The sequence below is a fragment of the Chitinophaga sp. CC14 genome, from assembly GCF_048957795.1.
Classification (GTDB): Bacteria; Bacteroidota; Bacteroidia; order Chitinophagales; family Chitinophagaceae; genus Chitinophaga; species Chitinophaga ginsengisegetis.
Genome location: NZ_JARBFY010000001.1, coordinates 2,244,668 through 2,271,200 on the forward strand (window position 1 = coordinate 2,244,668; position 26,533 = coordinate 2,271,200).

23 protein-coding genes are annotated in these 26,533 nt (G+C 46.0%); 15 read left to right on the forward strand and 8 right to left on the reverse strand.

From position 1 onward, the window contains the following. Positions 1-306: 306 nt before the first annotated feature. From PV783_RS09110 to PV783_RS09120, 3 genes are read left to right on the forward strand one after another with little or no spacing between them, the layout of a single operon-like run. The gene (locus PV783_RS09110; protein ID WP_111579426.1) at positions 307-2,418 is read left to right on the forward strand and encodes a nitrite/sulfite reductase; all 2,112 of its coding nucleotides are present in this window, start codon (positions 307-309) and stop codon (positions 2,416-2,418) included. A gap of 29 nt (positions 2,419-2,447) precedes the next feature. Further along, complete coding sequence (gene cobA / locus PV783_RS09115) at positions 2,448-3,224, forward strand: uroporphyrinogen-III C-methyltransferase (protein ID WP_079469057.1); 777 nt, start codon at positions 2,448-2,450, stop codon at positions 3,222-3,224. Next, the gene (locus PV783_RS09120; protein ID WP_420987795.1) at positions 3,224-3,817 is read left to right on the forward strand and encodes a precorrin-2 dehydrogenase/sirohydrochlorin ferrochelatase family protein; all 594 of its coding nucleotides are present in this window, start codon (positions 3,224-3,226) and stop codon (positions 3,815-3,817) included. The genes cobA and PV783_RS09120 overlap by 1 nt, the downstream gene beginning before the upstream one ends. Here the strand turns inward: PV783_RS09120 and PV783_RS09125 are convergent, their stop codons facing one another. Further along, complete coding sequence (locus PV783_RS09125; RefSeq protein ID WP_420987796.1) at positions 3,818-4,225, reverse strand: DUF488 domain-containing protein; 408 nt, start codon at positions 4,223-4,225, stop codon at positions 3,818-3,820. 7 nt (positions 4,226-4,232) lie between these two features. Here PV783_RS09125 and PV783_RS09130 point away from each other — a divergent pair, with 7 nt between their 5' ends. Continuing rightward, on the forward strand, positions 4,233-4,889 hold the full coding sequence (locus PV783_RS09130) for an HD domain-containing protein (protein WP_420987797.1): 657 nt from the start codon (positions 4,233-4,235) through the stop codon (positions 4,887-4,889). Between the two features lie 198 nt (positions 4,890-5,087). Here the strand turns inward: PV783_RS09130 and PV783_RS09135 are convergent, their stop codons facing one another. Then, complete coding sequence (locus PV783_RS09135) at positions 5,088-5,612, reverse strand: acyl-CoA thioesterase (RefSeq protein ID WP_079469054.1); 525 nt, start codon at positions 5,610-5,612, stop codon at positions 5,088-5,090. A 333-nt stretch (positions 5,613-5,945) separates the two neighbouring features. Between PV783_RS09135 and PV783_RS09140 the strand changes: the two genes are divergently transcribed. The 3 genes from PV783_RS09140 (at position 5,946) to PV783_RS09150 (ending at position 10,844) form a co-directional block, all read left to right on the forward strand. Further along, positions 5,946-7,592 carry a CTP synthase gene (locus tag PV783_RS09140; protein ID WP_079469053.1) on the forward strand — a complete coding sequence of 549 codons (1,647 nt, stop codon included), beginning with the start codon at positions 5,946-5,948 and terminating at the stop codon, positions 7,590-7,592. A 385-nt stretch (positions 7,593-7,977) separates the two neighbouring features. Further along, positions 7,978-9,828 carry a membrane protein insertase YidC gene (gene yidC, locus PV783_RS09145; protein WP_079469052.1) on the forward strand — a complete coding sequence of 617 codons (1,851 nt, stop codon included), beginning with the start codon at positions 7,978-7,980 and terminating at the stop codon, positions 9,826-9,828. Between the two features lie 83 nt (positions 9,829-9,911). Continuing rightward, complete coding sequence (locus PV783_RS09150; protein WP_420987798.1) at positions 9,912-10,844, forward strand: M20/M25/M40 family metallo-hydrolase; 933 nt, start codon at positions 9,912-9,914, stop codon at positions 10,842-10,844. Here PV783_RS09150 and PV783_RS09155 read toward each other — a convergent pair. The 5 genes from PV783_RS09155 to PV783_RS09175 form a co-directional block, all read right to left on the reverse strand. Beyond that, positions 10,841-11,461 carry a SprT-like domain-containing protein gene (locus PV783_RS09155; RefSeq protein ID WP_079469050.1) on the reverse strand — a complete coding sequence of 207 codons (621 nt, stop codon included), beginning with the start codon at positions 11,459-11,461 and terminating at the stop codon, positions 10,841-10,843. The genes PV783_RS09150 and PV783_RS09155 overlap by 4 nt on opposite strands. A 5-nt stretch (positions 11,462-11,466) precedes the next feature. After that, a complete protein-coding gene (locus tag PV783_RS09160) occupies positions 11,467-11,853 on the reverse strand; it encodes a hypothetical protein (RefSeq protein WP_079469049.1) in 387 nt (128 codons plus the stop codon). Further along, a complete protein-coding gene (locus tag PV783_RS09165) occupies positions 11,846-12,118 on the reverse strand; it encodes an AtpZ/AtpI family protein (RefSeq protein WP_378227651.1) in 273 nt (90 codons plus the stop codon). Before PV783_RS09165 ends, PV783_RS09160 begins: the two co-directional genes overlap by 8 nt. Then, a complete protein-coding gene (locus tag PV783_RS09170) occupies positions 12,039-12,461 on the reverse strand; it encodes a bactofilin family protein (RefSeq protein ID WP_079469047.1) in 423 nt (140 codons plus the stop codon). Before PV783_RS09170 ends, PV783_RS09165 begins: the two co-directional genes overlap by 80 nt. 69 nt (positions 12,462-12,530) lie before the next feature. Continuing rightward, positions 12,531-12,935 (reverse strand): hypothetical protein, encoded by a 405-nt coding sequence (locus tag PV783_RS09175; RefSeq protein WP_079469046.1) that lies wholly within the window; start codon positions 12,933-12,935, stop codon positions 12,531-12,533. Positions 12,936-13,268: 333 nt separating this feature from the next. Here PV783_RS09175 and PV783_RS09180 point away from each other — a divergent pair, with 333 nt between their 5' ends. Both PV783_RS09180 and PV783_RS09185 read left to right on the forward strand, forming a co-directional pair. Then, complete coding sequence (locus tag PV783_RS09180) at positions 13,269-16,295, forward strand: tetratricopeptide repeat protein (protein ID WP_420987799.1); 3,027 nt, start codon at positions 13,269-13,271, stop codon at positions 16,293-16,295. A gap of 172 nt (positions 16,296-16,467) precedes the next feature. Beyond that, positions 16,468-18,849 carry a penicillin-binding protein 1A gene (locus PV783_RS09185; RefSeq protein ID WP_079469043.1) on the forward strand — a complete coding sequence of 794 codons (2,382 nt, stop codon included), beginning with the start codon at positions 16,468-16,470 and terminating at the stop codon, positions 18,847-18,849. A gap of 220 nt (positions 18,850-19,069) precedes the next feature. Here the strand turns inward: PV783_RS09185 and sucC are convergent, their stop codons facing one another. Next, a complete protein-coding gene (gene sucC / locus PV783_RS09190) occupies positions 19,070-20,281 on the reverse strand; it encodes an ADP-forming succinate--CoA ligase subunit beta (protein ID WP_079469042.1) in 1,212 nt (403 codons plus the stop codon). 128 nt (positions 20,282-20,409) lie between these two features. Here sucC and PV783_RS09195 point away from each other — a divergent pair, with 128 nt between their 5' ends. From PV783_RS09195 to PV783_RS09220, 6 genes are all read left to right on the forward strand, one after another. Continuing rightward, positions 20,410-21,231, forward strand: a complete 822-nt coding sequence (locus tag PV783_RS09195; protein ID WP_079470018.1) for a purine-nucleoside phosphorylase — start codon at positions 20,410-20,412, stop codon at positions 21,229-21,231. 19 nt (positions 21,232-21,250) lie between these two features. After that, positions 21,251-23,224: a putative porin gene (locus PV783_RS09200; RefSeq protein ID WP_420987800.1), complete on the forward strand. Its 1,974-nt coding sequence runs from the start codon at positions 21,251-21,253 to the stop codon at positions 23,222-23,224. 80 nt (positions 23,225-23,304) lie between these two features. Beyond that, positions 23,305-23,694: an HYC_CC_PP family protein gene (locus tag PV783_RS09205; RefSeq protein ID WP_079469040.1), complete on the forward strand. Its 390-nt coding sequence runs from the start codon at positions 23,305-23,307 to the stop codon at positions 23,692-23,694. Positions 23,695-23,788: 94 nt separating this feature from the next. Next, positions 23,789-24,334: a heavy-metal-associated domain-containing protein gene (locus tag PV783_RS09210; RefSeq protein ID WP_079469039.1), complete on the forward strand. Its 546-nt coding sequence runs from the start codon at positions 23,789-23,791 to the stop codon at positions 24,332-24,334. Between the two features lie 14 nt (positions 24,335-24,348). Continuing rightward, the gene (locus PV783_RS09215) at positions 24,349-25,212 is read left to right on the forward strand and encodes a hypothetical protein (RefSeq protein WP_079469038.1); all 864 of its coding nucleotides are present in this window, start codon (positions 24,349-24,351) and stop codon (positions 25,210-25,212) included. Positions 25,213-25,215: 3 nt separating this feature from the next. Continuing rightward, complete coding sequence (locus tag PV783_RS09220; protein WP_079469037.1) at positions 25,216-25,788, forward strand: helix-turn-helix domain-containing protein; 573 nt, start codon at positions 25,216-25,218, stop codon at positions 25,786-25,788. Positions 25,789-26,533: the final 745 nt, after the last annotated feature.

The window sequence follows — 26,533 nt, forward strand, 5'->3', positions numbered from 1 at the left end:
TTTTTGGAGCCTTATTGAATGTTGAAAAAAGTTTTGGAAAGATGCCCTGCATTTATATCTTTGTATTACTCTACTAAAATTATAGGGAATATGGGTAATGATAGAAGGAATTGTAACAGAAACAGTTGTTGTTCATCAACACCCATGAGGCGCGTGTAATATGGAAAATCAGTGATCAGCTTACTGTAAATCAACATTATACGAGGCCTCCGCAAACATTCCGGGGGCTTTTTTATATAAAAAAACGACCAACAGCCCCAAACCAGAATTAAATAATTGCTTTACCACCACCTGAAAATACTTTTTATGCAAAGCTTCAGAACAGAACTAGAAAATCCAATTGTTGAACAAGATATTATAGACCTGGAGAAGAAGATCCGCCTGTTCCGCGAAGGCGCTGTGTCAGACGAAAAGTTCCGCAGCCTCCGCCTGGCCAGAGGTATTTACGGTCAGCGTCAGCCCGGTGTGCAAATGATCCGCATCAAACTGCCATACGGTAAAATGACCCTGAAACAATGGCACCGCATTACCGAAATTTCAGATGAATATGCTACCAGTAATCTGCACCTGACCACCCGCCAGGATGTTCAGATCCACTATGTGAGCCTCGACAGAACCCCCGAACTATGGTCAAAACTGGAACAGGATGGCATCACCATCCGCGAAGCCTGCGGTAACACCGTTCGCAACGTTACCGCTTCAGACCGCGCCGGTATTGATCCGGAAGAACCATTCGACGTTACGCCGTACGCAGACGCTACCTTTCGCTACTTCCTGCGCAACCCGGTGAGCCAGGAAATGGGCCGTAAAATCAAGATCTCTTTCTCCTCTTCAGAAAAAGATACGGCCTGGTCGTTTATGCACGACTTTGGCATGATCCCCAAAGTAAAGATCATCGACGGCAAAGAAGTACGTGGCTTCAAAGTATTGGTAGGCGGTGGTTTGGGCGCACAACCCTTTCTCGCTAAAGTAGTATACGAGTTCCTCGAAACAGATCAGCTCATTCCATATATCGAAAACGTACTGCGCGTGTTCGACCGCTACGGCGAAAGAACCAGCAGGAACAAAGCCCGCATGAAATTCCTCATCCAGAAAATAGGAATGGAAGAATTTGAGCGCCTTGTTAAAGAAGAATACAAAGCCATAAAAGTAAAAAGCGTACCGGTAGATGCTGACGCATGGCAGGCCACCACACCGCCACCCGCAGCGCCAACACCGGCTTACAGCATAAAGGATCCAAAAAAATACGAAGCCTGGAAAGCTACCAACACCTTCGAGCAGAAACAGAAAGGATACTTTGCGGCTTACGTTAAAATAACGCTGGGTAACATCGGTTCAGCTATCAGCCGCAAACTCATTGAAGCGCTGCGTCCTGTAATAGCCGACGATGTACGTGTAACCGCCAACCAGGGCCTGTTACTGAAATACATCCTGCCGGCAAATCTCCCATACGTTTTCAGCGTACTGGAAGAAGCAGGCTTTGCAGAACCCGGATTCGACAGCATCGCAGACATCACCGCATGCCCCGGTACAGATACCTGCAACCTCGGCATCTCCAGCAGCACGGGCATCGCCAAAGTGCTGGAAGATGTGATCACCGATGAATTCCCGGATCTGGTTTATAATAAAGACATCAAAATAAAGATCAGCGGTTGTATGAACTCCTGCGGTCAGCACGGTATTGCCAGCATCGGTTTCCACGGCAGTTCCATGAAGAGCGCCGGTAAAGTACTGCCAGCCCTGCAGGTACTCCTTGGTGGGGGCATCGTAGGCGACGGCCTGGGCCGCGTTGCGGATAAAGTTATTAAAGTGCCAAGCCGCCGCGGTCCGGATGTATTGCGCAGCCTCCTGCACGACTATGAAATCAATGGCCAGGAAAATGAACTGTTCAACGAATACTACGACCGTAAAGGTGAAAAGTATTTCTATGAACTGCTGAAACCACTGGCGGATCTCAGCTCCCTCACTGCCGGCGACTTTGTTGACTGGGGACAGGCACAGGACTACGCTACCGCTATCGGTGTAGGCGAATGCGCCGGTGTAATCATCGACCTGGTGGCTACCCTGCTGCTGGAAGCAGAAGAAAAACTGGAACTGAGCAGCGCCGCTATTATTAAAGGCGCCTACTCAGATGGTATCTATCACGCCTACTCTTCCTTTGTACAGGGCGCAAAAGCACTGTTACTCGGCGAAGCAGTAAGCGGTAACACACAGATCGGTATCATGAACGATTTCGATAAATACTTTGTGGCTACCGGTAAATTCAGCTTTGAGCCTGATTTTAAAACAGTAGTGCTGCAGATTAACGGTAACGAGCCTACGGAAAGTTTTGCAAAAACTTATTTCCAGCAGGCGCAGTCATTCTATAATGCTGCACAGGTATACCGTCAGAAAGCCAGCGAACTGGTTCAGGCTTAATTATTTATTTATCAAAAACACAACCACTCATGCAAAAGATACAACCCAAACTCACATTGATAGGTGCAGGCCCAGGTGATCCGGAACTGATCACTGTTAAGGGGTTAAAGGCTATTCAGAATGCCAGGGTAATCCTTTATGACGCATTGTCCAGCAACGAACTGCTGGACCATGCGCCGGCTAACTGCCTCCGTCGTTTTGTGGGCAAACGTGCAGGTATGCATGTATACTCACAGGACGAAATAAACAGGATGATTGTAAAATATGCATTAACTTATGGCAGCGTTGTCCGCTTAAAAGGAGGCGACTCCTTTGTTTTCGGCCGCGGTCAGGAAGAAATTGCCTTTGCTCAGCAGTTTGGAATTACCGCAGAAGTGATTCCCGGTATTTCCAGCGCGATCTCCGTACCTGGTGTCAACAAAATTCCCGTTACCGCAAGGAATGTAAGTGAGGGGTTTTGGGTGATCACCGGTAACACACAGAACGGGAATTTATCCCGCGACCTGGATCACGCCATCAGGGCTAATACTACGGTGATAGTACTGATGGGGATGAGCAAACTGGCGGAAATTGCAGGGATCTACAGCGCAGCAGGAAAAGGGGAAACTCCCGCCGCTATTATCCAGAATGGTACCTTGCCAACACAGAAAATGGGTGTGGGCAATGTGGCCGATCTGCTGGAAATAGCCGCTACGCACGATCTGCATAATCCTGCTGTTCTGGTGATAGGCGAAGTGGTAAGCTTCCATGAAGCTTTCCAGGCCTTGAAGAACAAGGTGTCAGAGGAACTAAAAATTGCCGTATAATGGAAGAAAATCATTTATTCCCGGTGTTTTTCAAATTGCACCGTCTGCATGTACTCGTTGTGGGCGGTGGTAATATCGGACTGGAGAAAGCCAATGCCATGCTGGAAAATTGCGCAGATGCAACCATTACAGTAGTGTCATTGGATTTTTTGCCTGAACTGGAAGCGTTAACACACCAGTATCCCAATATTACCCTGATCCAGAAATCATTTTCGTGTGGCGATCTGCTGGGGAAAGACCTGGTAATAGCCGCCACCAACGACAAAGATTTTAATTATCACGTATGGGAAAAAGCGAAGGGCAGCAAAGTGCTGATCAATGTAGCCGATACCCCGGAACTCTGTGATTTTTACCTGGGTTCTATCGTGAAAAAGGGAAATCTCAAGATCGCTATTTCCACCAATGGTAAATCGCCTACCATTGCCAAACGCCTGAAACAGGTGCTGCAGGAAGCCATTCCCGATACCCTCGATGAAGTATTGAACAAATTGTCGCTGATCCGTGAAAAACTGACCGGTGACTTTGCCAGTAAAGTTAAAAAGCTCAACAGCATCACCGAAGTACTGGTGAAGCCCGAAAGCGAAGGTGTGTAATTATTTTTTCAACAACTCCAGCAGCACCTGTGCCTGGTTGTTCGTTTCGTCTTTAGCCCCGTATAATAATGTTACCCGCTGATGTTGCGCCCTCTTTTTAATACTGGCCAGCAAATCACTTTTCTCCTGTAATTCATGTTTATATTTTGTTTTGAACTCAGCAAACCGCGTGGGGTCATGGTGAAACCATTCGCGCAGTTCGTTGCTGGGAGCTATTTCCTTTGCCCATTCATCAATGTGGGCGCGCTCCTTTGAAATACCCCGTGGCCAGAGCCGGTCTACCGGGATGCGGTAGCCATCGGTTTCTGCATAATCTTCATATATACGTTTAACCTGTAATATACTTACATAACGTCTTGGGGAATCGTATTGTTTTTCATCTTCCTTCTTCACAAAAATTAATATCATTGCACCTATGATAAATCATGGTCAGATCATCACCGCAACGGTGGATTTTGTAAAAAAGGAATTAGAGGGGGCAGAAGGAGGCCACGACTGGTGGCATATTTACAGGGTATGGCAGCAGGCAAAACATATTGCCGCAACCGAACCTGCCGATCTGTTGATAGTGGAACTGGGTGCCCTGTTACACGATATTGCAGATTCAAAATTTCATAACGGTGATGAAAATATCGGCCCTGCAAAAGCAGTAGCTTTTCTGCAAACGCTGGATGTGCCGGCGGCCATCATCACACAGGTGGAGAATATTATCCGTCACATTTCTTTTAAAGGAGGCAACCAGGAAAAAACATTTTTCTCTGCAGAGTTAGCCGTGGTACAGGATGCCGACAGGCTCGATGCCATTGGCGCTATCGGTATTGCAAGGGCTTTTAATTACGGCGGTTTCAAAAACAGGTCGCTGTATGACCCTGCGGTAAAGCCCAATATGCAAATGACAAAAGAAGCGTATAAAAACAGTACTGCCCCTACGATCACACATTTCTATGAGAAATTACTGTTGCTGAAAGACCGGATGAATACCGCTACCGGTAAAAAGCTGGCAGAAGAAAGACACGCATTTATGGAAGTATTCCTGGAGCGGTTTTATAAAGAGTGGGAGGGGGAAGCGTAGGTTGTCTTTCTCAGGATTAACCGTGATTATGCTGATTTAAGGATTTGATCAATTTTGATTAAAAATGATTAGGGGAGAGATAAGCGGGTATATTCGCTGATGTCTCCCCTAATTATTTTTAATCGTTTATAAAATCCAAAAAGTAAAATCAATGAAATCAGTATAATCACGGTTAATCCTGAGAAAGACAAAATCCGCTTAGATCTTTTCGAAGAACAGCGCTTTTAATTCATCCGCATCTTCAGGTTTCATTTTACCACCCAGGATCAAACGAAGCTGACGGCGGCGCAGGGCACCCTCATATAATCTTTTTTCTTCTTCTGTGTCGGTAATGATGCCGGGTACCGGCCGGGAATTGCCATTGGGATCCAGGGCTACAAAGGTCATGAAAGCTTCATTGGATTTATAGCGGTACTGTTGTACCGGATCTTCTCCCCAAACCCTCATGTGTACTTCCATAGAAGTATTGAAGGCCCGGCTTACTTTAGATTCAATATGTACCACGTTTCCCAGTTTAATGGGATTTTCGAAAGATATATTATCTACAGAAGCAGTTACCACGGGTGCGCTGCAGTGTTTCATGCAGGCCAGTGCCGCGGCAATGTCCATCCAGTACATCAAACGGCCTCCCATGAGGTTGCCGAATGTGTTGGTATCATTCGGTAAAACCAGTTCGGTCATCTGTATAAGCGAGTCTTGGGCTCTCTTTGGCGTTAAAGTCATCTTTTATGTATTTCGGACGCAAATTTACTGTTTATATATTTATAGTCGCGTACGCATTTACAGAACATCGCTGCCGGATAAAGGTTTTTAACAAATAATTTCCGGTACTTGAAAATTCTTTAAAACGCCCTGTAGATAAGTGATGAGAGCTGAATATAATCTCCAAAAAATTAACAAACAAATAAAGCGCTGCCGTAAAAAACTTGGGAGCGACGCAAATTTGTGTAACTTTGCATGACCTTCGGAAGTAGTTTACTTGATCGGTTTTACACCAAACGCAGTCCGGCACTTCCCCGTTTATAGGTCAAGTATTCTTAGCAGAATTTTAGTTTTATGGCAAAATATATCTTCGTTACAGGAGGTGTTACATCTTCTTTGGGTAAAGGAATTATAGCTGCTTCCCTTGCAAAATTATTGCAGGCACGCGGCTTTAGAGTGACTATTCAGAAATTTGATCCATATATCAATGTGGATCCGGGTACGTTAAACCCTTATGAACATGGTGAATGTTATGTAACGGAAGATGGCGCAGAAACCGATCTGGATCTCGGACACTACGAACGTTTTTTGAATACGCCCACGTCTCAGGCCAATAATGTTACCACCGGCCGTATCTACCAAACTGTGATCAACAAGGAAAGAGAAGGAGCCTACCTCGGTAAAACCGTTCAGGTAATCCCTCACATTACGGATGAAATCAAACGCCGTATCCTCCTGTTGGGTAAGGATGGTAAATACGATATCGTTATTACAGAACTTGGTGGCACCGTGGGTGATATTGAATCACTCCCTTACATTGAGGCGGTTCGTCAGCTGCAATGGGAACTGGGCGAAGAAGATTGCCTGGTAGTACACCTTACACTGATCCCGTACCTGCGTGCAGCTAAAGAGCTGAAAACCAAACCTACGCAACACTCCGTACGCCTGCTGAGCGAATATGGCGTACACCCGGATATCATCGTTTGCCGTACAGAAGAACCACTGTACCGCGATCTGAAAAAGAAAATCGCCCTGTTCTGTAACGTACAGGTAGATGCCGTGATCGAAGCAAACGACGTTCCCACCATCTATGAAGTACCCCTGGAAATGATGCGCGAGAAACTCGACGTTTCTGTACTGAAAAGACTGGGATTACCCGTGGAAAAAGAACCCGAACTGGTTAAATGGCGCGAATTCCTGGATAAACTGAAATATCCGAAATCCAAAGTAACCATCGGTTTGATCGGTAAATACGTGGAATTACAGGATGCCTACAAATCTATCCTGGAATCATTTATACATGCCGGTTCCTTGAACGAATGCAAAGTAGTGGTACAAAATATCCACTCAGAACATATTACACCTGAAAATGTATGTGAAAAACTGAAGAACCTCGATGGGCTCCTGGTAGCTCCCGGCTTCGGTCACCGCGGCATTGAAGGAAAAATCACCGCTATTCAGTATGCCCGTGAAAATCAGCTGCCGTTTTTCGGTATCTGCCTCGGTATGCAGATGAGCGTAGTGGAATATGCCCGTAACGTACTCGGCTGGAAAGATGCGCATTCCGTGGAAATGAACCCTGACACCGCTCACCCGGTGATCAACCTCATGGAAGAGCAGAAAAAAGTAACCGCCAAAGGTGGTACCATGCGCCTGGGTGCTTATGCCTGCGAACTCACGCCAGGCACCAAAGCGGCCGAAATATACGGTGGTACCAGCATCAGCGAAAGACACCGCCACCGCTACGAGTTCAATAACGACTTCCTCCAGCAGTTTGAAGATGCCGGCCTCGTTCTTTCCGGTAAAAACCCGGAAAGCGGTCTTGTTGAAATCATTGAACTGCCTGCCCATCCGTTCTTTGTGGGCGTACAGTTCCACCCTGAACTGAAAAGCACCGTGGAAAGCCCGGCGCCTGTTTTCGTGTCCTTTATCAAGGCCGCCAAGCAGTACGCAGAAGCTAAAAACGGGAAAGCCAAAATGGAAGAAACAATTGTAAAGTAAGCACGGATAGGATCGCCTTCGGCGATAGAAATTGTCTTGGTGCAGGATTAGACTGATTGAGCTGATTTCACTGATTTGATTACGTTTGATTTTAAAAGATAATGGGAGATATATGCGGATAAATATTCGCTTATATCTCCCTCTTTCATTTTAACTAAAATCTCCGGGAATATAATCAGTGAAATCAGCTCAATCAGTCTAATCCTGAAAAAGACAATCGCCGAAGGCGATCCCCTCCGCCCAAACTGCTCTGATCCTCAACAGGATACGCATTTCCTTTACTTATTTATTATTTTAGCCGCATTTAACAGGGGTTTCACCTAAAAAGCATGGTCAATTCATAAAATCCTGCTTACCTTTGCTGCCTAAATTTTAATTGCATTTCATGGATAGAAATTCGGTCATTGGGTTTTTACTGTTGGGCGTTTTGTTGGTAGGATATATATTCTTCAACCAGAAACAACAGGCAGGAGCCGCAAGGGAAAAAGCCAGGCAAGATTCCATCGCAGAGCTTAACAAGCCTAAAACACCTTTAGCAGATACTGTCAGCCTTGCTGCAGCCGCCGCAGGAGGCCAGCTGGATTCAGCCCACCAGGCGCTGTTAAACGGCGAATTTGGCGCGTTTGCCGCTGCTGCTACCGGCAACGTGCAGAACACAGTACTGGAAAATGATGTGGTAAAGATCACTTTTTCCAATAAAGGTGGCCAACCGGCAAGTGTACAACTGAAACAATACAAAACTTATGATGGCGGCCCGCTGATGCTCGTTGAAGGCTCTTTTAACCGCCTCTCGGTAGAAGTGCCTGCCAGCTTAACAAAAATGCTGAACAGTGCGGATCTGTTCTTCACCGCCGGCCAACCCCAGGAAGGCGCAGGTGGCGTAAAAACAATCGCTTACCGTCTTAATACCAATAACCCGGCTTCTTACCTGGAATTTATCTATTCCCTGAAACCAGGCAGCTACGTGGTAGACTATACCATTCACGCCGTTGGTATGCAGGGCTTACTGCCAGGCAACCAGAACTACCTGAGCCTCCAGTGGAACAGCCAGGAAGACAAACAGGAACACGACCTCGAAAACGAGCGCCTGAACAACCAGGTGCACTATATGCTGGAAAATGATAAGCATGATTACTTTACCCTCAGCCGTACCAGTCATGAAAAACTGGAAAACAAACTGAAATGGGTGAGCGTAAAACAGCAGTTCTTCAACACCACCCTGATCGCTAAAAAGGAACTGTTCACTAACGTGGATGTAAACACGAAAGTGCCGGTAAGCCCCAATATCGTAGGACAAACATTCAGCACTATACAGATTCCGTATAGCCGTACCAATGATTTCTCCTTCCCGATTGAAATCTATTATGGTCCTAACCATTATAAGACACTGAAATCTTTCGATATCGGTCTGCAGAAGATCATCCCGCTGGGTACCGGTATCTTTGCTTTTGTGAAGTATGTGAACATCTTTATCATTATCCCGGTGTTTAACTTCCTGAGCGGATTTATCAGTAACTATGGTATCATCATTATCCTGCTCACCCTCTTCATCCGCCTGCTGATAGCTCCTTTCACTTACCAGAGCTATGTTTCCCAGGCTAAAATGAAAGTGCTGAAACCTGAAATTGATGAACTGAAAGCAAAGTATGGCGACGACCAGCAGGCATTCGGTGTGGAACAAATGAAACTGTTCAAGAGTGCAGGCGTAAACCCGCTGGGCGGATGTTTACCCGCATTGCTGCAGCTGCCTATCCTGGTAGCGATGTACAGCTTCTTCCCGTCTTCCATTGAGCTGCGCCAGGAAAGCTTTATGTGGGCAAAGGATTTGTCTACTTACGACTCTATCCTGAACCTCGGCTTCAACATACCATTCTATGGTAACCACGTGAGCTTGTTCACCATCCTCATGACCATCACCAGTTTGATCCTGGCGTTCTACAACCGTGGAATGACCGATCAGAGCAACCCGGTGATGAAGTACATGCCTTACGTAATGCCGGTAATGTTGCTGGGTATCTTCAACCGCCTCGCTGCGGCGCTTACCTTCTACTACTTCCTGTCTAACGTGATCAGTATCCTGTTACAGTTTGTGATCCAGAAATTTATCATCAACCATGATAAAATTCACGCACAGATCCAGGAAAATAAGAAGAAACCAAAGAGCAAATCCAAGTGGCAGGAGAAACTGGAAGAAGTCCAGAAACGCCAGCAGGAAATTCAACAGAAGAAAAAGTAGGATTAATACAATCTGAACATTTCAATAATATTTTTTCGCAGAAGGCTTCCCGTTAAGGAAGCCTTCTCTATTTTTGACCGGATATGATAAAGAGATGGTTTTTATTGATGTGCGCTGCCGGTACAATCACCGCCGCACAGGCACAGGACACGATTCCGGATGCCGCACGTATTCAGGGAAAAGTGAACTACCTGGCCTCAGATAAGCTGAAAGGCAGGGGCACCGCAGAAAAAGGCGGGAAAACAGCCAGCAACTACGTGGCAAAACAGTTTAAAAAACTGGGACTGAAGCCGGTAAACGGCAACAGTTTCTTCCAGGATTTTGCCTTCACCCGGAAAGAACATAAAGATATCCCCAGCAGAAATGTGATCGGGTACCTGGATAACGGTGCCGCACGTACGATTATCATTGGCGCTCACTATGATCACCTCGGAACGGCCGCTTTATTCGATGGAAAATATCCCATCGGTGAAATCCACAACGGCGCAGATGATAACGCTTCCGGCGTGGCCGGCCTGCTGGAGCTGGCGCGGTACTACGTAAAAAACCAGGGCCGCGAACCCTTTAACTTTCTCTTTATCGCTTTCGGCGGGGAAGAGCTGGGATTACAGGGCTCAAAATATTACACCGCACATCCGCTGATGCCGCTGGATAAAGCGCATTTCATGCTTAATATGGATATGATTGGCCGTTATAACCCGGAGCGGGGAATCGGTATTGGCGGCTATGGCAGCGCGGAAGAATGGCCTGCTGTGTTCAAAGAAGTACAGCAACCCGGCATTAAATACTTTACAGATGCAGCAGGGAAGGGCGCTTCCGATCATCATAATTTCTATATAAGCGGGGTACCGGTGATGTTTTTTCACACCGGTGGTCACGACGACTATCACAAACCTACCGATGATGCGCCTAAGTTACAGGCCAAAGCAGAAGCCGGCATCCTGCAGCTGGAAATCCAGTTGATCAACCGTGCAATGGCATACCCGGTATTGCATTATGTAGGGGAGAAGAGTTAGGAAACAAGTTCCACTTCATATACAGGGCTGAAAAGAAACCATTTATTAGACGCTACCTCTTCACAGCGGTAGCGTTTTCTTATTTTATCCCCTCTGCGGAATACGCGTCCGTCTTTGGTTTTAAACAGTCCGTGTAACGGTACCTGCTCTACGAAAAAATGGTTTTCTTTCTGGAGGTCATAATTTTTCAGCACACGCATGAGGTTTTCATCTGCGCAGGAACTGGCTGCGGGGTTGGCCATGCTCTGGCGCACGGCGGTTTCCACATCAGGCGGCAGCAGGCTTTTACCTACAAAGTCACGCAAAATAAAAGAGAACTCCTGTTTCCACTCCTTGCCATGCGACGCTACGCGGTTGGCATATTTATTAAAGGTGGTGAGGTGTGCAATTTCATGCAGCAGGGTAAGCAGGAAAGCGTATTTATTCAGGGAGCCATTCACACTGATCCGGTGCCCTTTGCCCTGCCCGTCGGGGTGACGGTAGTCGCCGAGTATGCTGGACCGCTCACGTGTAACAGTCAGGTGTACCTTATAGGTAGTCAGAAAATCCATTACCTGTCCGAAAGTCCCTTCCGGTAAGTAGGACGCTAGTGCATTTAAGGGCGCCTCTTTTTTCAAATAGATTATTTTTTTAGCCTGGTCAGCCGGAAAAGGCTGATTGTTTCAAATACAGTATACACCAGGTACAGGAACAACAGCATGAAAATGGTCAGCTTGCTCACATTGGGCTTATAAATAAGCACGTAAGCAGCGATGCCTATTACGCAAAGAAAAAGTTTGCTGAGAGTAGAGCCATAAACAGCCCTGATAAAGGCATTATGATTAGAAGAAGCGAGTCCCCGGCGACTCATAATATAAGACACCAGGGATATAATAGCCATGATCAGGTTACCGGCCATCAGCACATTCACATGTGTGCCGAGGTCCAGCAACCTGGGTTTGAATATGATAACAAGTCCGTTTAAAATTCCAAAAACTGCGAATAACCGTATAAAAAATCTATCACTCATGCCGTCGGGTGTCTTTTATAATTTGCCACAAAAGTATGGCTAAAGCAATTAAAGAAAAAATGATCAGGAATACCGGGAACCGCCAGCCAATCCATTGGTCTAGTTTATAGCCCGCAAATACTCCCAAACCCAGTGTAGCCATCATCTGGAAGGCTAATCCGGCATATCGTAAGAGCAGATTTCGGTTATTCGGCTTCCTGGAGGACGGTTTTTCCATGTTTCTGGTTATCAGCCGGCTGCTGATCGTCCATGTAGCAACGGCCATTGAACTTAGCAGAAGGCTCCATTTCAAAATGAGCGGTGTATACATCGCCCTTTACCAGTGCATTCCCTTTCAGGAACAATAATTCTTCTACCTTGATAATTCCTGTTACCCGGCCCAGGATGTCAGCGCTCTGGCATACCAGGTCGCCGGTGATTTCACCCTCCGGACCTACCACTATCTTAGCTTTGGTAGATACCAGCCCGTTTACCTGTCCGTCAATTCTGATGTCACCTTCACATACAATATCACCCTGTATTGAAGTGCCATTGCCTATAATGTTAATAGTTGATGTTGGCAACATGGCTTTGTTGTCACCTTTCGATTTGTTGTTGTTATTGAACATAGGGAGTTAGGTTTTTCAAGTTTAGTGTGTAATATAAATAAATATATATTAAATTTTTGTATTTATATACTAATAGGTACTGTTATCTACTGCAGGTACTTTTAACATCGTGGTATCCACTTTTCCGGTAAAGTCGCCGTTAATTACCTTTTTAATATTATCCAGGTACTGGTCGCGCGCATTGATAGCTGTTTCCAGCGAATCAGCCCTCATTTTCAGATGGATGAACTCTTTCCGTTGCTTCAGATCTCCATAACCCGGTATATAATAACGCAGCGGCGTAAATACCACTGTAGCTACGGTAATGGCCACCAGTAATACAAAAAGGGTACTGAAGGCAATGTATACGCTCATCCGGGAGAGTTTGAATGAGGTCACTTCTTCATAGGTATCTTCATTCATAATTACCAGACGGTATTTATGACTTAGTTTTTCCAGGTTTCGTCTGCTGTTTTTATTCCCCTTCTTGGCCATGTTTTGCGGTACTTCTTAAAGAATGCTATTTCTTTTAAGGCGGGCTAAAGTTAATCATTATTGCAAAATAGGAAACAGTGTTTTGAGGATTGTAGACAGAAAGAAGTCTTTTTATCTGAAAACCAACCTATTAAAATATATCTGCTGCCGGAAAAAAGTCAGCATCACTTCTTCCACACAGATATTCAATCAACTATTTTATCCTATCTTTAAAATATTTTTTCAAACTGTAAGTTATATATATTTAGCCTATACACCCTGGCATCCATGAATTGCATCATCAAACTGCTACCAAAATATCTGGGAATAATAATTTTGTCATGTTGCCTGGTTTTGCAGGCTGCCCGGGCCCAAAATAAGCCTCAAAACCGGCCCCCGCAAACAAATTCCCAGGGCCAGGCACCCGATAAACAGCAACAGCAACAAAAGCCTGCTGTAAAGCCCCTTTTTAAACCCCGCGAACAACGGGTGCAGGATCGCCGTCCCCCTTCAGAAGTAATGCTGGAGAAAAAGAAATGGACCTGGAAAAGACAATTCTTCCAGAACATGGCTACCCGGTTCAACTATTACTTTCACGCCAGGGTTAAACTCGACAGGGTAGTGAAAACCGCTAACCGCGATGGCCAGGATAACTATAACATCCTCCTGCCGTTTTATCCGTTCAGTTTACAAAGCCAGGGCTTCAGCAAAGGAGAACTGGATTCTGTAATCGATAAAACAAACATGGCCATCCAGCTCCATGACCCCCGCGGTAAATGGATCGACGACTGCTTCCTGCTCATGGGACGCGCCTACTTCTACGAAGGAGATCTCGAAAATGCCAATAAAACATTCCAGTACATCAATATCGCTTTCGCACCGAAAATGAAGTCGGAGTACAAAACAGTAGTGGGTGCGCATGAAAATGACCAGATCTCCATCGCCACAAAAGAAAAAAGAAAAGGCTTCTTCGGCCGCCTTAAACATACCAAAGCACGTAACGACGCCTTCCTCTGGAGAGCCCGTACCCTGCTGGAACAAAAGGAATATGATGAAGTACAGGCGCTGCTCAATATCCTGAATAATGATCCCAACTTCCCGCACCGCCTCGATGGCGATCTCGCGGAAGTACGCGCCTACAGCCACTACATCCAGAAAAGATACCCGGAAACAATAGAACCGCTGAAACTGGCCATCGATAAAAGCCACGACAAAGTAGCCAAAGCCAGGATGTCGTACATCCTCGGCCAGCTTTACCTCCAGCAGCAACACCCGGATTCCGCCCTCGATCAGTTCCGCAATGTAATCAGCATGAAACCCGATCCCATGATGGATTTCCAGGCCCGGTTACAGATTGCCAGAACCAACGCGGAAACCACCGGTAATGTAGCCGGCAGCATCGCAGGGCTTCGCCGCATGCTCAAAAAACAACGCTTCGAACGGTTCCGCGACGGGATCTATTATACAATGGGCGTGCTCGAATACCCCGATCATCCGGAAGCCGCCCTCAACTATATGAAACAATCACTGAAAATACCCAGTGATAACCTCATGCAACGCACCATCACCTACAAAGGGATGGCGGATATTTATTACGATCAGCGTAACTATACCGATGCAAAAAAATATTACGACAGCACCGCCGGCGTGATGACGAAAGATTTTGCAGATGCGCCTACCGTGGAAACCCGCAAAGAAGTGCTCACCGAAGTTGTGGCACGGCTGGAAACCATCCACCGGGAAGATAGCCTGCAGAAATTAGCCGCCTTATCCCCGTCGGACCGGAATATTGTGTTGTCGAAAATGGTGGCCGTTATGGCAAATGAAGCTGCTGAAAAGAAAAAGAAAGATAAACTGGCCGCCGCCAATCCGCAGGAAAGTTCCTCATCCTTCAGCATGAACGGGGGAGGCACCGCTTATTCACCAAAAGCAGAAAAAGGCGACTGGTATTTTTATAATGCAGGCAGTAAATCAGCCGGCTACTCCGAGTTTAAACGCCGGTGGGGCAGCCGTCAGCCTGTCGACAACTGGCGCCGCAGCCAGAACGGTGTGGTAAATGCCACCAACAGCGCCGGCCCAATAGAAATTACAGAAGAAACTAAATCCGTTGCGCTCGGTGAAGTGCCGGCAGACAGCATCAGCACGGAATCATTGGCAGCAGGACTGCCACTCACACCGGAAAAGCTGGCCGCTTCACAAAAAGCGGTACACGAAGCCTGGTTCGACCTCGGCAAATTATATCACGATAAACTGGAAAACTATTCCCTGGGAATAGAAACTTACGACTCGCTGCTGATCCTTTACCCGGATCATCCGCGCAAACCGGAAGTATTGTATTCCCTGTATGTTTGGCATAGTAAACTCAATCATGCTGCCCAGGCCAATCATTATAAATCAATGGTGCTGAACCAGTACGGCAATACCAATTTTGCAGACATCATCCGCTCAGGCGGTTTAAGGGATATCGACAGCCAGAAAAAGAAAGAGATCAGCGCCGCGTATGATGCCGCCTATGAAGCCTTCCGTAAGGGTAATTACACGGAATCGATGGCGATGAAGAAACAGGCCGACAGCACCTATGGCGTCAACTTCCTCCAGTCAAAATTCGATTTGCTGGAGGCAATGCTGATCGTTAAAACAGATACACTGTTTGCCACTGATACCCTGCAGCTGTCGCGCAATGCGGTACAGGCCGTACTTACCAAATACGCTGCAGATGAACCGGTACGCGCACAGGCCCAGGCCCTTATGGATGCCCTGAACCACCGCGCAGAACTCTCCGATTACCTCTCCAGGCTGGAAGTAAGAAAGAAAGACGCTAATGGCGTATTGCTGGATGAGGATATTTCCATGCGATACCCGTGGCAAAATCCGCAGCCGGTATTGGCCGACAGGATCAACGGCGCCAAAACACCGGTGGACTCGGCTAAAATAGCCGCCGGTATGGCAGGCACCTTGCCCGCGCCAATAGTGCCCATTGCACCGCCCAAACCGGTAACGCCCTATAAAATATCGGCCGATAACCCGTTTTTTGTAGTGCTCTCCTTCCAGCGCGTGTCAAAAGAACTGATGGATGAAGGTCTCAACCAGTTTACCCGTTATAACGCAGCCAAACATGCCAACGATAAAATTGAAGTCGGCAGTTTTGTGCTCACACCTAACGATGTGATGCTGATTTTCCGGCTTTTCCCCAATGAAGACAAGGCCCTGGCCTATTTCGACGAAATACGCGAGGAGGCCGCAGCGAATATCATTCCCCGGATAAGACCTTCGGAATACAATTTCTTTGTGATTTCCAGGGATAATTTCATCTTGTTAAACAGCACTAAAGACCTGACCGGCTACCGTAAGTTTTTTACAGATAATTACGTGACCCAGTAAGTATTTTTGGAATTTTAAATAGCTTTGTCGGTCAGGCTGCCATAAACAGGCGTGTTTATTGCATATAAACTTTATTGAAAAAATTATATATATAGCCAACAGATAGTAATAAATTGCTTCTCATATAAAGGAATCGGGCAAAATCCGGCTATAAAACAAATTAAATAAGCGCATGAAAAAATCGGTGAAAATATTGTGGCGGGTGGCTTTTGGTATCTTAGCATTACTTGTTCTCTTAGTTTTACTCATTAACTTCCGGATCATCGGCAGTATGCCGTCTCTGGAAGAACTGGAAAATCCGCGGGCAGCACTGGCCGCAGAAGTAATTGCCGACGACGGCACCATTCTCGGTAAATACTACCAGGTGGACCGTTCCAGCAGCGACTATAATGAGATCTCCAAAAACGTGATCAATGCGCTGATAGCAACTGAAGAAACCCGTTTTTATGATAACTCCGGTATTGACCCCAAAGGCACACTGGCCATTCCTTTTTACCTGCTCATCGGTAAAAAACGCGGTTCCAGTACCATTACCCAGCAGCTGGCCCTGAACCTGCAAACGGATAACCTGGGGAAGCAGCGCTCCGGTAACCCTATCGGCAGGGCGTTTCAGAAAGTACAGGAGTGGATCATTGCCGTAAAACTGGAAAGAAACTTTACCAAACAGGAAATTCTTACCCTCTACCTGAACACCGTGGCTTTCGGGGATAACGTATATGGAATTGAAAACGGCGCCAGAACATTTTTCAGTAAAGATGCCGGTCATTTATCCATCGAAGAAGCTGCTATCCTGGTGGGCATGCTCAAAGGTAACACCCTGTATAATCCGCGCAGGAATCCGCAAAACGCCCTTCAGCGCCGCAACACCGTTATCAGCAATATGCAGGAAGCCGGCTTTATCACCCCTGCCGAAGCCGCATCTGCGAAAAGCAAACCGATTGTACTGCACTATAATAAAATTGATCACAACAAAGGACTGGCCCCTTATTTCAGGGAAGTATTGCGCGATGAGCTGAAAGGCTGGTGTAAAGTGCATAAGAAAGCCGATGGATCAGAATATAACCTTTACCGCGACGGCCTTAAAATATATACTACCATTAACCCGAGAATGCAGTTATATGCAGAAGAAGCCGTGGCTAAACACCTGGCTGTACTGCAAAAATCACTCTCTGCTCAAAACGATGTCAAAACCGGCAGCGTTTGGAAGAAATGGCCGAAATTCCTGGATCAGTACATGAAAGAATCTGACCGCTATAAATCCATGAAAGAGGATGAAGCAGACGATTCCACCATTGCGCGGGTGTTCAATACCCCCGTACGCATGAAGGTGTTTGGCTGGAGAAGCTCTACTGAACCAGACCTGAATGAAATAGATACCACTATGACCCCGCTGGATTCCATCAAATATATGCGCGCCATTTTACAGGCGGGCTTTATGGCAATGGATCCTGAAAGCGGTGAGGTAAAAGCCTGGGTAGGCGGACCGGACTTCCGCTACTTCAAAAATGATCACGTGGCGAAAACACGCCGTCAGGTGGGTTCTACATTTAAACCCTTCCTGTACTGCTTTGCCATCATGAATGGCATGTCGCCAAATACCGTTCTGCCAAACGAACCTATTTCCATCAACGGCTGGACTCCGCATAACTCGGAAGGCAGCACCGGCGGTAGCATTACGATGGCCGGCGCACTGGCAAAATCACTGAACCTTGTGGCCGCCTACCTGATCAAACAGATTGGCGCTAAGCCGTTTGCCGATTTCGCCAAAAATAAAGTGGGCTTCACCAGCGATATTCCTGCCTACCCGGCCATTGCGCTGGGCGCCGTGGAGCTGTCGCTGTACGAACTGCTGCAGGGGTACACGATGTTCCCTGCCAGGGGTATCAATACCAAACCTATTTATATTACCCGTATTGAAGACAGAAACGGTAATATCCTGGAAACTTTTGCACCGGTAAAACGTGAAGTGATCAGCGAAAGGGAATCCTATACAATGGTGAAAATGATGGAAGGCGTGGTAGCACCGGGTGGTACCGGTGCCCGTGTCCGTTCCCGCTTTAATATACAAGGTGAAATAGCCGGTAAAACCGGTACCACCAACGATAACACCGATGGATGGTTTATGGGCTATACACCCAAAATACTGGCTGGCGCATGGGTAGGTTGCGAAAACAACTTTATCCACTTCAGCACAACGGCCATCGGTCAGGGTGCCAATACCGGCTTACCCATCTGGGCGTATTTTATGCAGAAAGTGTATGCTGATCCAACCCTGAAGATAAGTTCCAACGATCATTTCCCGGTACCGCCCAATATGAGCGAAGACGATATTTACATGAATTACGATTCCAATGTAAAACCGGGTGCTGAATCAGAAAACGTGGGTAACGGATCGGCAGATGATTATGGCTCCGGTGATGCCAGCGATTATGCCACTCCGGGCGCCGACAGCCAGGAACCTGCGCCGGCAAAGCCAAAGGAGGAACACAAAGACAATAAAGAAAACAAGCCGAAAGCTACTATGCCGCCGGCAGTTCCGAAAAAAGGAGAGTAGCGGATCGCCTTCGGCGATAGAAATTGTCTTGGAGCAGGATTACGCTGATTATATTGATTTATCGGATTTTTTTAGATTTCTATAAAAATGATTAAGGGAGATAAAAGTGGATACCCACTTCCATCTCCCTTAATTTATTAAAATCAAAATTGATCAAATCCTTGAAATAAGCATAATCAGCGTAATCCTGCTCCAAGACAATTTCTATCGCCGAAGGCGATTAGCTAACTGCTTTATTTACCAGTGCAGCTGCTTCGCTAAGCAGGATGGCTGATTGTACTTTCAGACCGCTTTCTTCGATCAGTACTTTTGCTTCAGCAGCATTGGTACCCTGTAAACGTACAATGATAGGCACCGTGATGTTACCAATAGATTTGTAGGCATCAATTACACCCTGGGCAACCCTGTCACAACGAACAATACCACCGAAGATATTGATCAGGATAGCTTTTACCTTAGGATCTTTCAGGATGATACGGAAACCTGCTTCTACGGTTTGCGCGTTGGCGGTACCGCCTACGTCCAGGAAGTTAGCCGGTTCACCGCCGCTCAGTTTGATCATGTCCATAGTGGCCATTGCCAAACCAGCGCCGTTTACCATACAGCCTACGTTACCATCCAGTTTTACGAAGTTCAGGTTATATTTGCTGGCTTCTACTTCTGTAGGATCTTCTTCAGAAATATCACGCAGTGCTTCCAGGTCGGGATGACGCATCAGGGAGTTGTCGTCCAGGTTTACTTTGGCATCTACAGCAATGATCTTCTCATCGCTGGTTTTGAACAGCGGGTTGATTTCCAGCATGCTGCAATCCAGTCCTACGTAAGCGTTATAGAGATTGGTTACAAATTTCACCATGTTTTTGAACGCTTCACCGCTCAAACCGAAGTTAAAAGCAATGTTACGTGCCTGGAAGGGCTGCAGGGTCATATTTGGTTTTACCCATTCTTTGTATATTTTTTCAGGAGTGCTGTGTGCTACTTCTTCGATATCCATACCGCCTTCAGTGGAGTACATGATAACGTTCTGGCTTTTAGCGCGATCCAACAGGATGGACAGGTAGAATTCCTTTACAGGGTTAGCGCCCGGATAGTAAACATCCTGTGCTACCAGTACTTTGTTTACCAGTTTACCCGCGTCGCCGGTTTGAATGGTAACCAGGGTGCCTCCCAGGATATTTCCTGCTATGTTTTTAATATCTTCTGCATTTTTTCCTACTGCCACACCTCTCTGTTCCGTACCACGGATCTTACCTTTTCCACGTCCGCCCGCATGAATCTGGGCTTTTACAACGGCAAATTCATTACCAAATTGCACTTTCAGCTGCTTGTATGCTTCCGCAGCCGCTTCAGGGGTATCCACCGGAATACCTTCCTGTACCGGTACATTATATTTTTTCAACAGTTCTTTAGCCTGGTACTCGTGTAAGTTCATCGGAATAAAATTTGCCGCTAAAATAGGTCATTATGATTTAAATATAAAACTGCAGTCATTTGTGAATTAAAAAATAACTTTGCGCGGGTTTGTTTTTTAAATCCGGCTTTTAATTAATGTATAAACAGATGAGTGAATTAACAGCAAAGATCACAGCAGCGGGGGAATATATCAGCAAATTCTGGCAAAACAAGCCAGTGGCGGGCATTATCCTGGGTAGCGGCCTGGGTAACCTGACAGGGGAAATTGAAGACAGCATTGAAATTCCGTACAGCGACATACCCCATTTCCCCGAATCTACGGTGGAAGGGCATTCCGGCAAATTGATCCTCGGATTTATGCAGGGAAAGCCGGTAGTGGCTATGGCAGGGCGTTTTCACTTTTATGAAGGATTTTCCATGCAACAGGTAACTTTTCCTGTGCGGGTTATGAAAGCCCTGGGAATCCATACTTTATTTATTTCCAATGCCGCCGGAGGCATGAACCCATCTTTCCAGGTAGGCGATCTGATGATCATCAGGGACCATATCAACCTGCAGCCGGAACACCCGCTGCGGGGCAAAAATGAGGACACGCTGGGTCCCCGTTTCCCGGATATGAGTGAACCTTATGCCAAAACGTTAATCGATGCAGCGAATAAAATTGCTGCAGCCAACAATATATCTTTACATAGCGGCGTATATGTAGGCGTTCAGGGGCCTACCTTTGAAACACGGGCAGAGTACAGGTATATGCACATCATTGGCGGCGATGCCGTAGGAATGAGTACCGTACCCGAAGTAATTGTAGCGGCGCATGCCGGTTTGAAAGTATTTGCCATGAGTGTGATCACCGATATCGGTATCCGTGAAGAAGAAAATGTGATCACTCATGAAGAGGTACTGGCAGCTGCAAAAGCAGCAGAACCTAAGCTGACGCTGATATTTAGTGAATTAATCCGGCAACTATAAACGCTTTTGTTACTTTCGGATGAGGCAAATTTTCATTTTCATAGCCCTGCTGTTATTGTGCGGGAATCAATTAGTGGCCCAGTTTAACTCGGGACGCATCAACAATATGGGCGGTGGCGGAGGCGGCACCAGCAAAATGCAGCGGGATACATCCAAACACGAACACGAGCCGGATACGCTGACGTTGACCTACCGCATCCTCGGGGAGCCCACCGATTATAAGCTCGACTCCTCCGTGGCCGATTTTCAGACCAATTATCTGAAAGTACCGTCTTCGTACACCACACTTGGTAACACCGGTAGCGCTGCCTATAACATGATTTATACGCCACGCATGAAACCCGGTTTTGACGCCGGCTTCCATGCCTACGACGTATATTCCAATTCCCATAAAGATGCCCGCTTTTACTATACTACACGCCCTTACACAGAGCTGCAGTACCTGGTAGGCAGCAAACAGGAACAGGTTATCGGGCTGTCGCACACCCAAAACCGGACGGAACGCTTCAACTTTGCATTCGACTACCGCAAAATAAATGCGCCCGGATATTTCCGCTCGCAAAACACGAATCACGATATCTACCGGTTTACAGCCCGGTACCAGAGCAAAAACAAACGCGCCAATACTTACCTGAGCTTTTACTACAATAAAATCAATGGCGGGGAAAACGGGGGGATCAGAAGCGATACCTTCATGTCCAACAGCACTTACAAACAACGCAAAACCATCCCGGTAAACCTGGGCAATGATGCGTCTACAACGTATGCTTTCTTCGGAGGTAGCATACCGGTGAAATCGAACTACCGCGAAACAGGTTTCCTCATCCAGCAACAGTACGACTGGGGCCGGGGCGACAGTATCCACGTAAACGATACCACCGATTATTATAAGTACGACCCGATTTTCCGTGTGCAGTATACGTTCAACTACCAGAATAATAACTACGAATTCCTCGACAGCAGCCCGGATACCACGTTTTATTCCAGCCACTATAACTTTTTACCCGGCGACACGGTAAGTGCCAAACATCAGTGGAAAATGATTTCCAATGATCTGTCGCTCATCCAGTTCCCGGTACTCGGCAACCTCGGACACTTTATTAACATTGGCGCCCGCTTTGAAAGCCTCACCGGTACCTTCCTGGATGCAGATATCAATTTCACCAACCTGGCCGTACATGGGGAATACCGTAATAAAACCCGCAACCAGAAATGGGATTTCTCTGCAAGAGGCGAGTTTTATGTAGTAGGACAGAATATAGGAGATTACGGGTTTTATGGCATGTTAAAAAGACATATCAACGACTTCCTGGGAGATGTCCGCCTGTCGGTCAGCAACGTAAATAAAGAACCCTCTTACGTCTTCAAATATTTTAACAGTACCAATGATGCCTGGTATAATACCAGCCTGTCGAAAGAGAATATTACCCAGCTGCAGTTTGCCACCGAAAACAAAAAGCTGGATTACACCCTGACAGCCAATTATTTCCTGTTTACCAATTACACCTATTTCAAAGACTACTATCACAGCGATCAGTATAACTCCCTGTTTAACCTGTTACAGATAACGTTTAGCAAGAAGTTTACCATTAAGCCGTTTAACTGGTATGTAGATATTGCCTTCCAGCAACTGCATGGCAACGGACCACTGAACGTTCCTACTTTCTGGACCCGTAACCGGTTTGCCTTTGAAAAAAGACTGTATACAAACCTGAACCTCATGACAGGGATTGAGCTGCGCTATAACACCGGTTATTATGCAGATGACTATTCCCCGCTCACCGGTCAGTTTATTTATCAGAATGCCGCGAAGATCAGTAACTCCTTACCTGATATTGCTGCATTCGCCAATTTCAGGATCAAATCCTTCTCCGCCTATGTGCGTGCAGAGAACCTGAATACCTTCTTTGGCGATAACAATTATGCAGGACCGTTATATCCGTATAATAACTTCGCCTTCAGGGTGGGCCTCAGATGGTGGTTTATTAACTAGGAATTACATATAACTATATGATGACCGGTATGGTGGCAACACTATCCCGGTCATTTTTTTTCTTATCTTTGTAATTCATCATGAAGCGATTTTCTGCCATATTATTTGCTGTATTGTATATCACGCTCACCAGCGGGTTTGCAGTAAACGTGCACTACTGCATGGGCAAACTGGCATCTGTAGACCTGCAGGAAGCTCCGGCTGATCACTGCGGTAAATGCGGAAAGTCATCGAAAGGCATGGATTGCTGTAAAGATGAATTTAAGTTCTGTAAGGTCACCGAATCGCACCAGGCTGCCAAAGCCCTGCAGGCCGGTTCCAACCTCGTTACAGATATGCAGCTGCCGGTAAGGGTTTTACCTGCTTCCGCTTTGCCGGTGCAGGAAACGCTCCTTCTCAGCCGTCCCCACGATCCGCCTGACATCCCGTCGGCGCCCATTTTCCTCCGGAATTGTACTTTCCTGATCTGATGCAGTTTTTAATGTAGTGTTTGTTGCTGTATTACAGCACTGCTATTACTTTAACTGTTATTCATCTTTTTATTCAATTTTATTTCATCAGATCATGAAAATAGTATCCATTATATTGCTCGCACTGGGCATATCTTTCGGCGCAAATGCACAATTTAAAAAAGCCAGCGTACACGCTACCGGCCTTACCTGCGCCATGTGTTCAAAAGCCACTTACGAGGCCCTGGAATCATTGCCTTTTGTTGATAAAATAGATACCGATCTCGATAATACTACCTTCATTCTTACCTTCAAAGCCGGTGCGCCGGTGAGCATCGATGCTATTAAAGATAAAGTGGAAGATGCCGGTTTTTCTGTAGGTAAACTGGTGATGACCGCCAACTTCGATGCCGTGAGCGTACAAAATGATGCGCATGTGGCATTTGCGGGTAGCACCCTCCATTTTATGGATGTAAAAAACCAGGTATTGTCCGGTGATAAAGACATCACGGTAATCGACAAAGATTTTGTTTCTGCCAAACAATTTAAAAAATTCAGTACTGAAACCACTATGCCCTGCTATAAAACAGGTATGATGGGCGACTGCTGCAAATCTGACGGAGCCACTGCTTCGAAAAGAATTTATCACGTCACCATTTAATAGCCGGCCGGTATATGAAAAGAATTTTAATAATAGCCCTGGTCATCATAGCCAGCGGGGGAATAGCAGCCGCACAGGAGTTATACGTGAATACGGAGCCGGCGAGCAATATGCCCGCCAACTCCCTGGGGATCAGGCTCTCCAATAAGTTTTTCAACATGAAGCATTCCGGCGATAACGGGATGCGCTTTGAGCCGGAAGTGATGTGGGGCGCCAATAAAAAGCTTATGCTGCATGTGCTGGGATACGCTTCCAACATGATGCAGTCGTCTGTAAAGCTTGAAGGCGGCGGGGTTTACGCCAAATACCGCTTCCTGTCGCTGGATCAGCAGCACGCACATTTCCGCATGGCCGCATATGTAAGAGGTTCCGTGATCAACAATCCGTATTACCCGGAAATGCCTGACGGCGCGCATGCCATGCGGCCGTATGATAATAAGGAGCTGGACCTGGAAGGGGCTACGTCGGGCGTAAACGGGGGCATTATTGCTACACAATTGTTACATAAACTGGCATTGTCTACAACGTTAGGTTATTCCCGTTATATGAACAATGTGAAGGATAATATTCCGGACGACTTCTCCCGGAATTCCGTAAATTATAGTCTCTCTGCGGGGTACCTGGTGTTGCCGGTGAAGTATAAAAGCTTTCAGCAAACAAATTTAAACCTCTACGTGGAGCTGTTGGGCAAAACCAATACAGACGCGGTTGGCAGGGGTTCTTACCTGGACATAGCGCCCGCAGTGCAGTTTATTTTTAACAGTACTACAAGGCTGGACTTGTCTTACCGCACGCAGTTAACCGGGGATATGGCAAGGAATACCTCCAACTCTTTTTTAATCAGGGTGGAGCATAACATTTTTAATATCAAAAAGTAACCGATGGCAACAACAGATCTGTTTATAAAGAATATGGTTTGTCCGCGCTGCATCAAAGTAGTTACTACCACTCTTGCCGCGCAGCAACTGGATGTTAAGGATATACAACTGGGTAAGGTAACTGTTGAAGGGGCCGTTTCGGAGAAACAACTGCACCGGTTATCAGAAGCGCTTCAGCAGGAAGGATTTTTACTGATAGATGATAAAAAACAACAGCTGATTGCAGGCATCAAAAGTATTATTGTACAGGCAGTGCATCATTCAGAGCTGGATGAGATGAAAGAAAACTTTTCCACCTTACTGGCAGGGAAGTTGCAGAAGGACTATCATTATCTCAGTAATCTTTTTTCTGAAACAGAAGGCACTACCATTGAACAGTATATTATTCAACAGAAAATAGAGCGGGTAAAAGAGTTGCTGGTGTACAATGAATTAAGCTTAAGTGAAATTAGTTACAAGCTGGGATACAGTAGCGTAGCACATCTTTCAGCGCAATTTAAAAAAGTAACTGGTCTTACGCCAAGTAAGTTTAAACAATTGAAAGCTCCTGAACGTATACCATTAGATAAGATATAGAAGTTAGTTGTTTTAGTTTTAGTTTAAAGAGAAGCTGCTGCACACCGTGGCTTCTCTTTTTAAAAAAATCCGGACATGAAGAAAGTTGTTGTAAGCATATTGAAATTTATTCAGTCGCTTTTTGTGAAAAAGGATTGTTGCAGGTAGTATTAGCAGGGGGAAATAATTAAAGCCGCAGATGTAATGTCTGCGGCTTTTGTATTATTAAAAAATGTTACGTATTGGAGTTACTTCCCGGATACTTCTTGGATACTTCTCAGATACTTAGGAGTCGTGTATGTGTAGTAGTTCCTATACAGTTCCTATATAGTCCCTATACTGTCCCCATACACTCCCTATACTGTTCCCATACACTCACCATACACTCATGATACACTTCCCATACACTCCCCATACACTATGGCCCTTTTGGGTAGCCATAATTTAGTAATAAATGTTATATGTGGGCGTCTTTTATTTGCCCGGTATTAAATGGAAAACCGGGTATCATGATTTGCTTGCAGCAAACAATTTTTCTGGTCTGTCATTCACCGTAGCTTTTATATGGTGTCACATTTCATAATATCACTTCTTCCTTTCATTTTTTGTGATCCCGAACATAAAACATCTTTCCTGAAAACAGCACAAAAGTTTCCGGTAGCAATATTGAAGAAACCCGCAAATGCCTTTGCCTCTTTTATCTCCAAAAATTTTCAGCACAGTATTTGTAAATCCCTATCTTTACCATAGCGATTTACTGCAGATG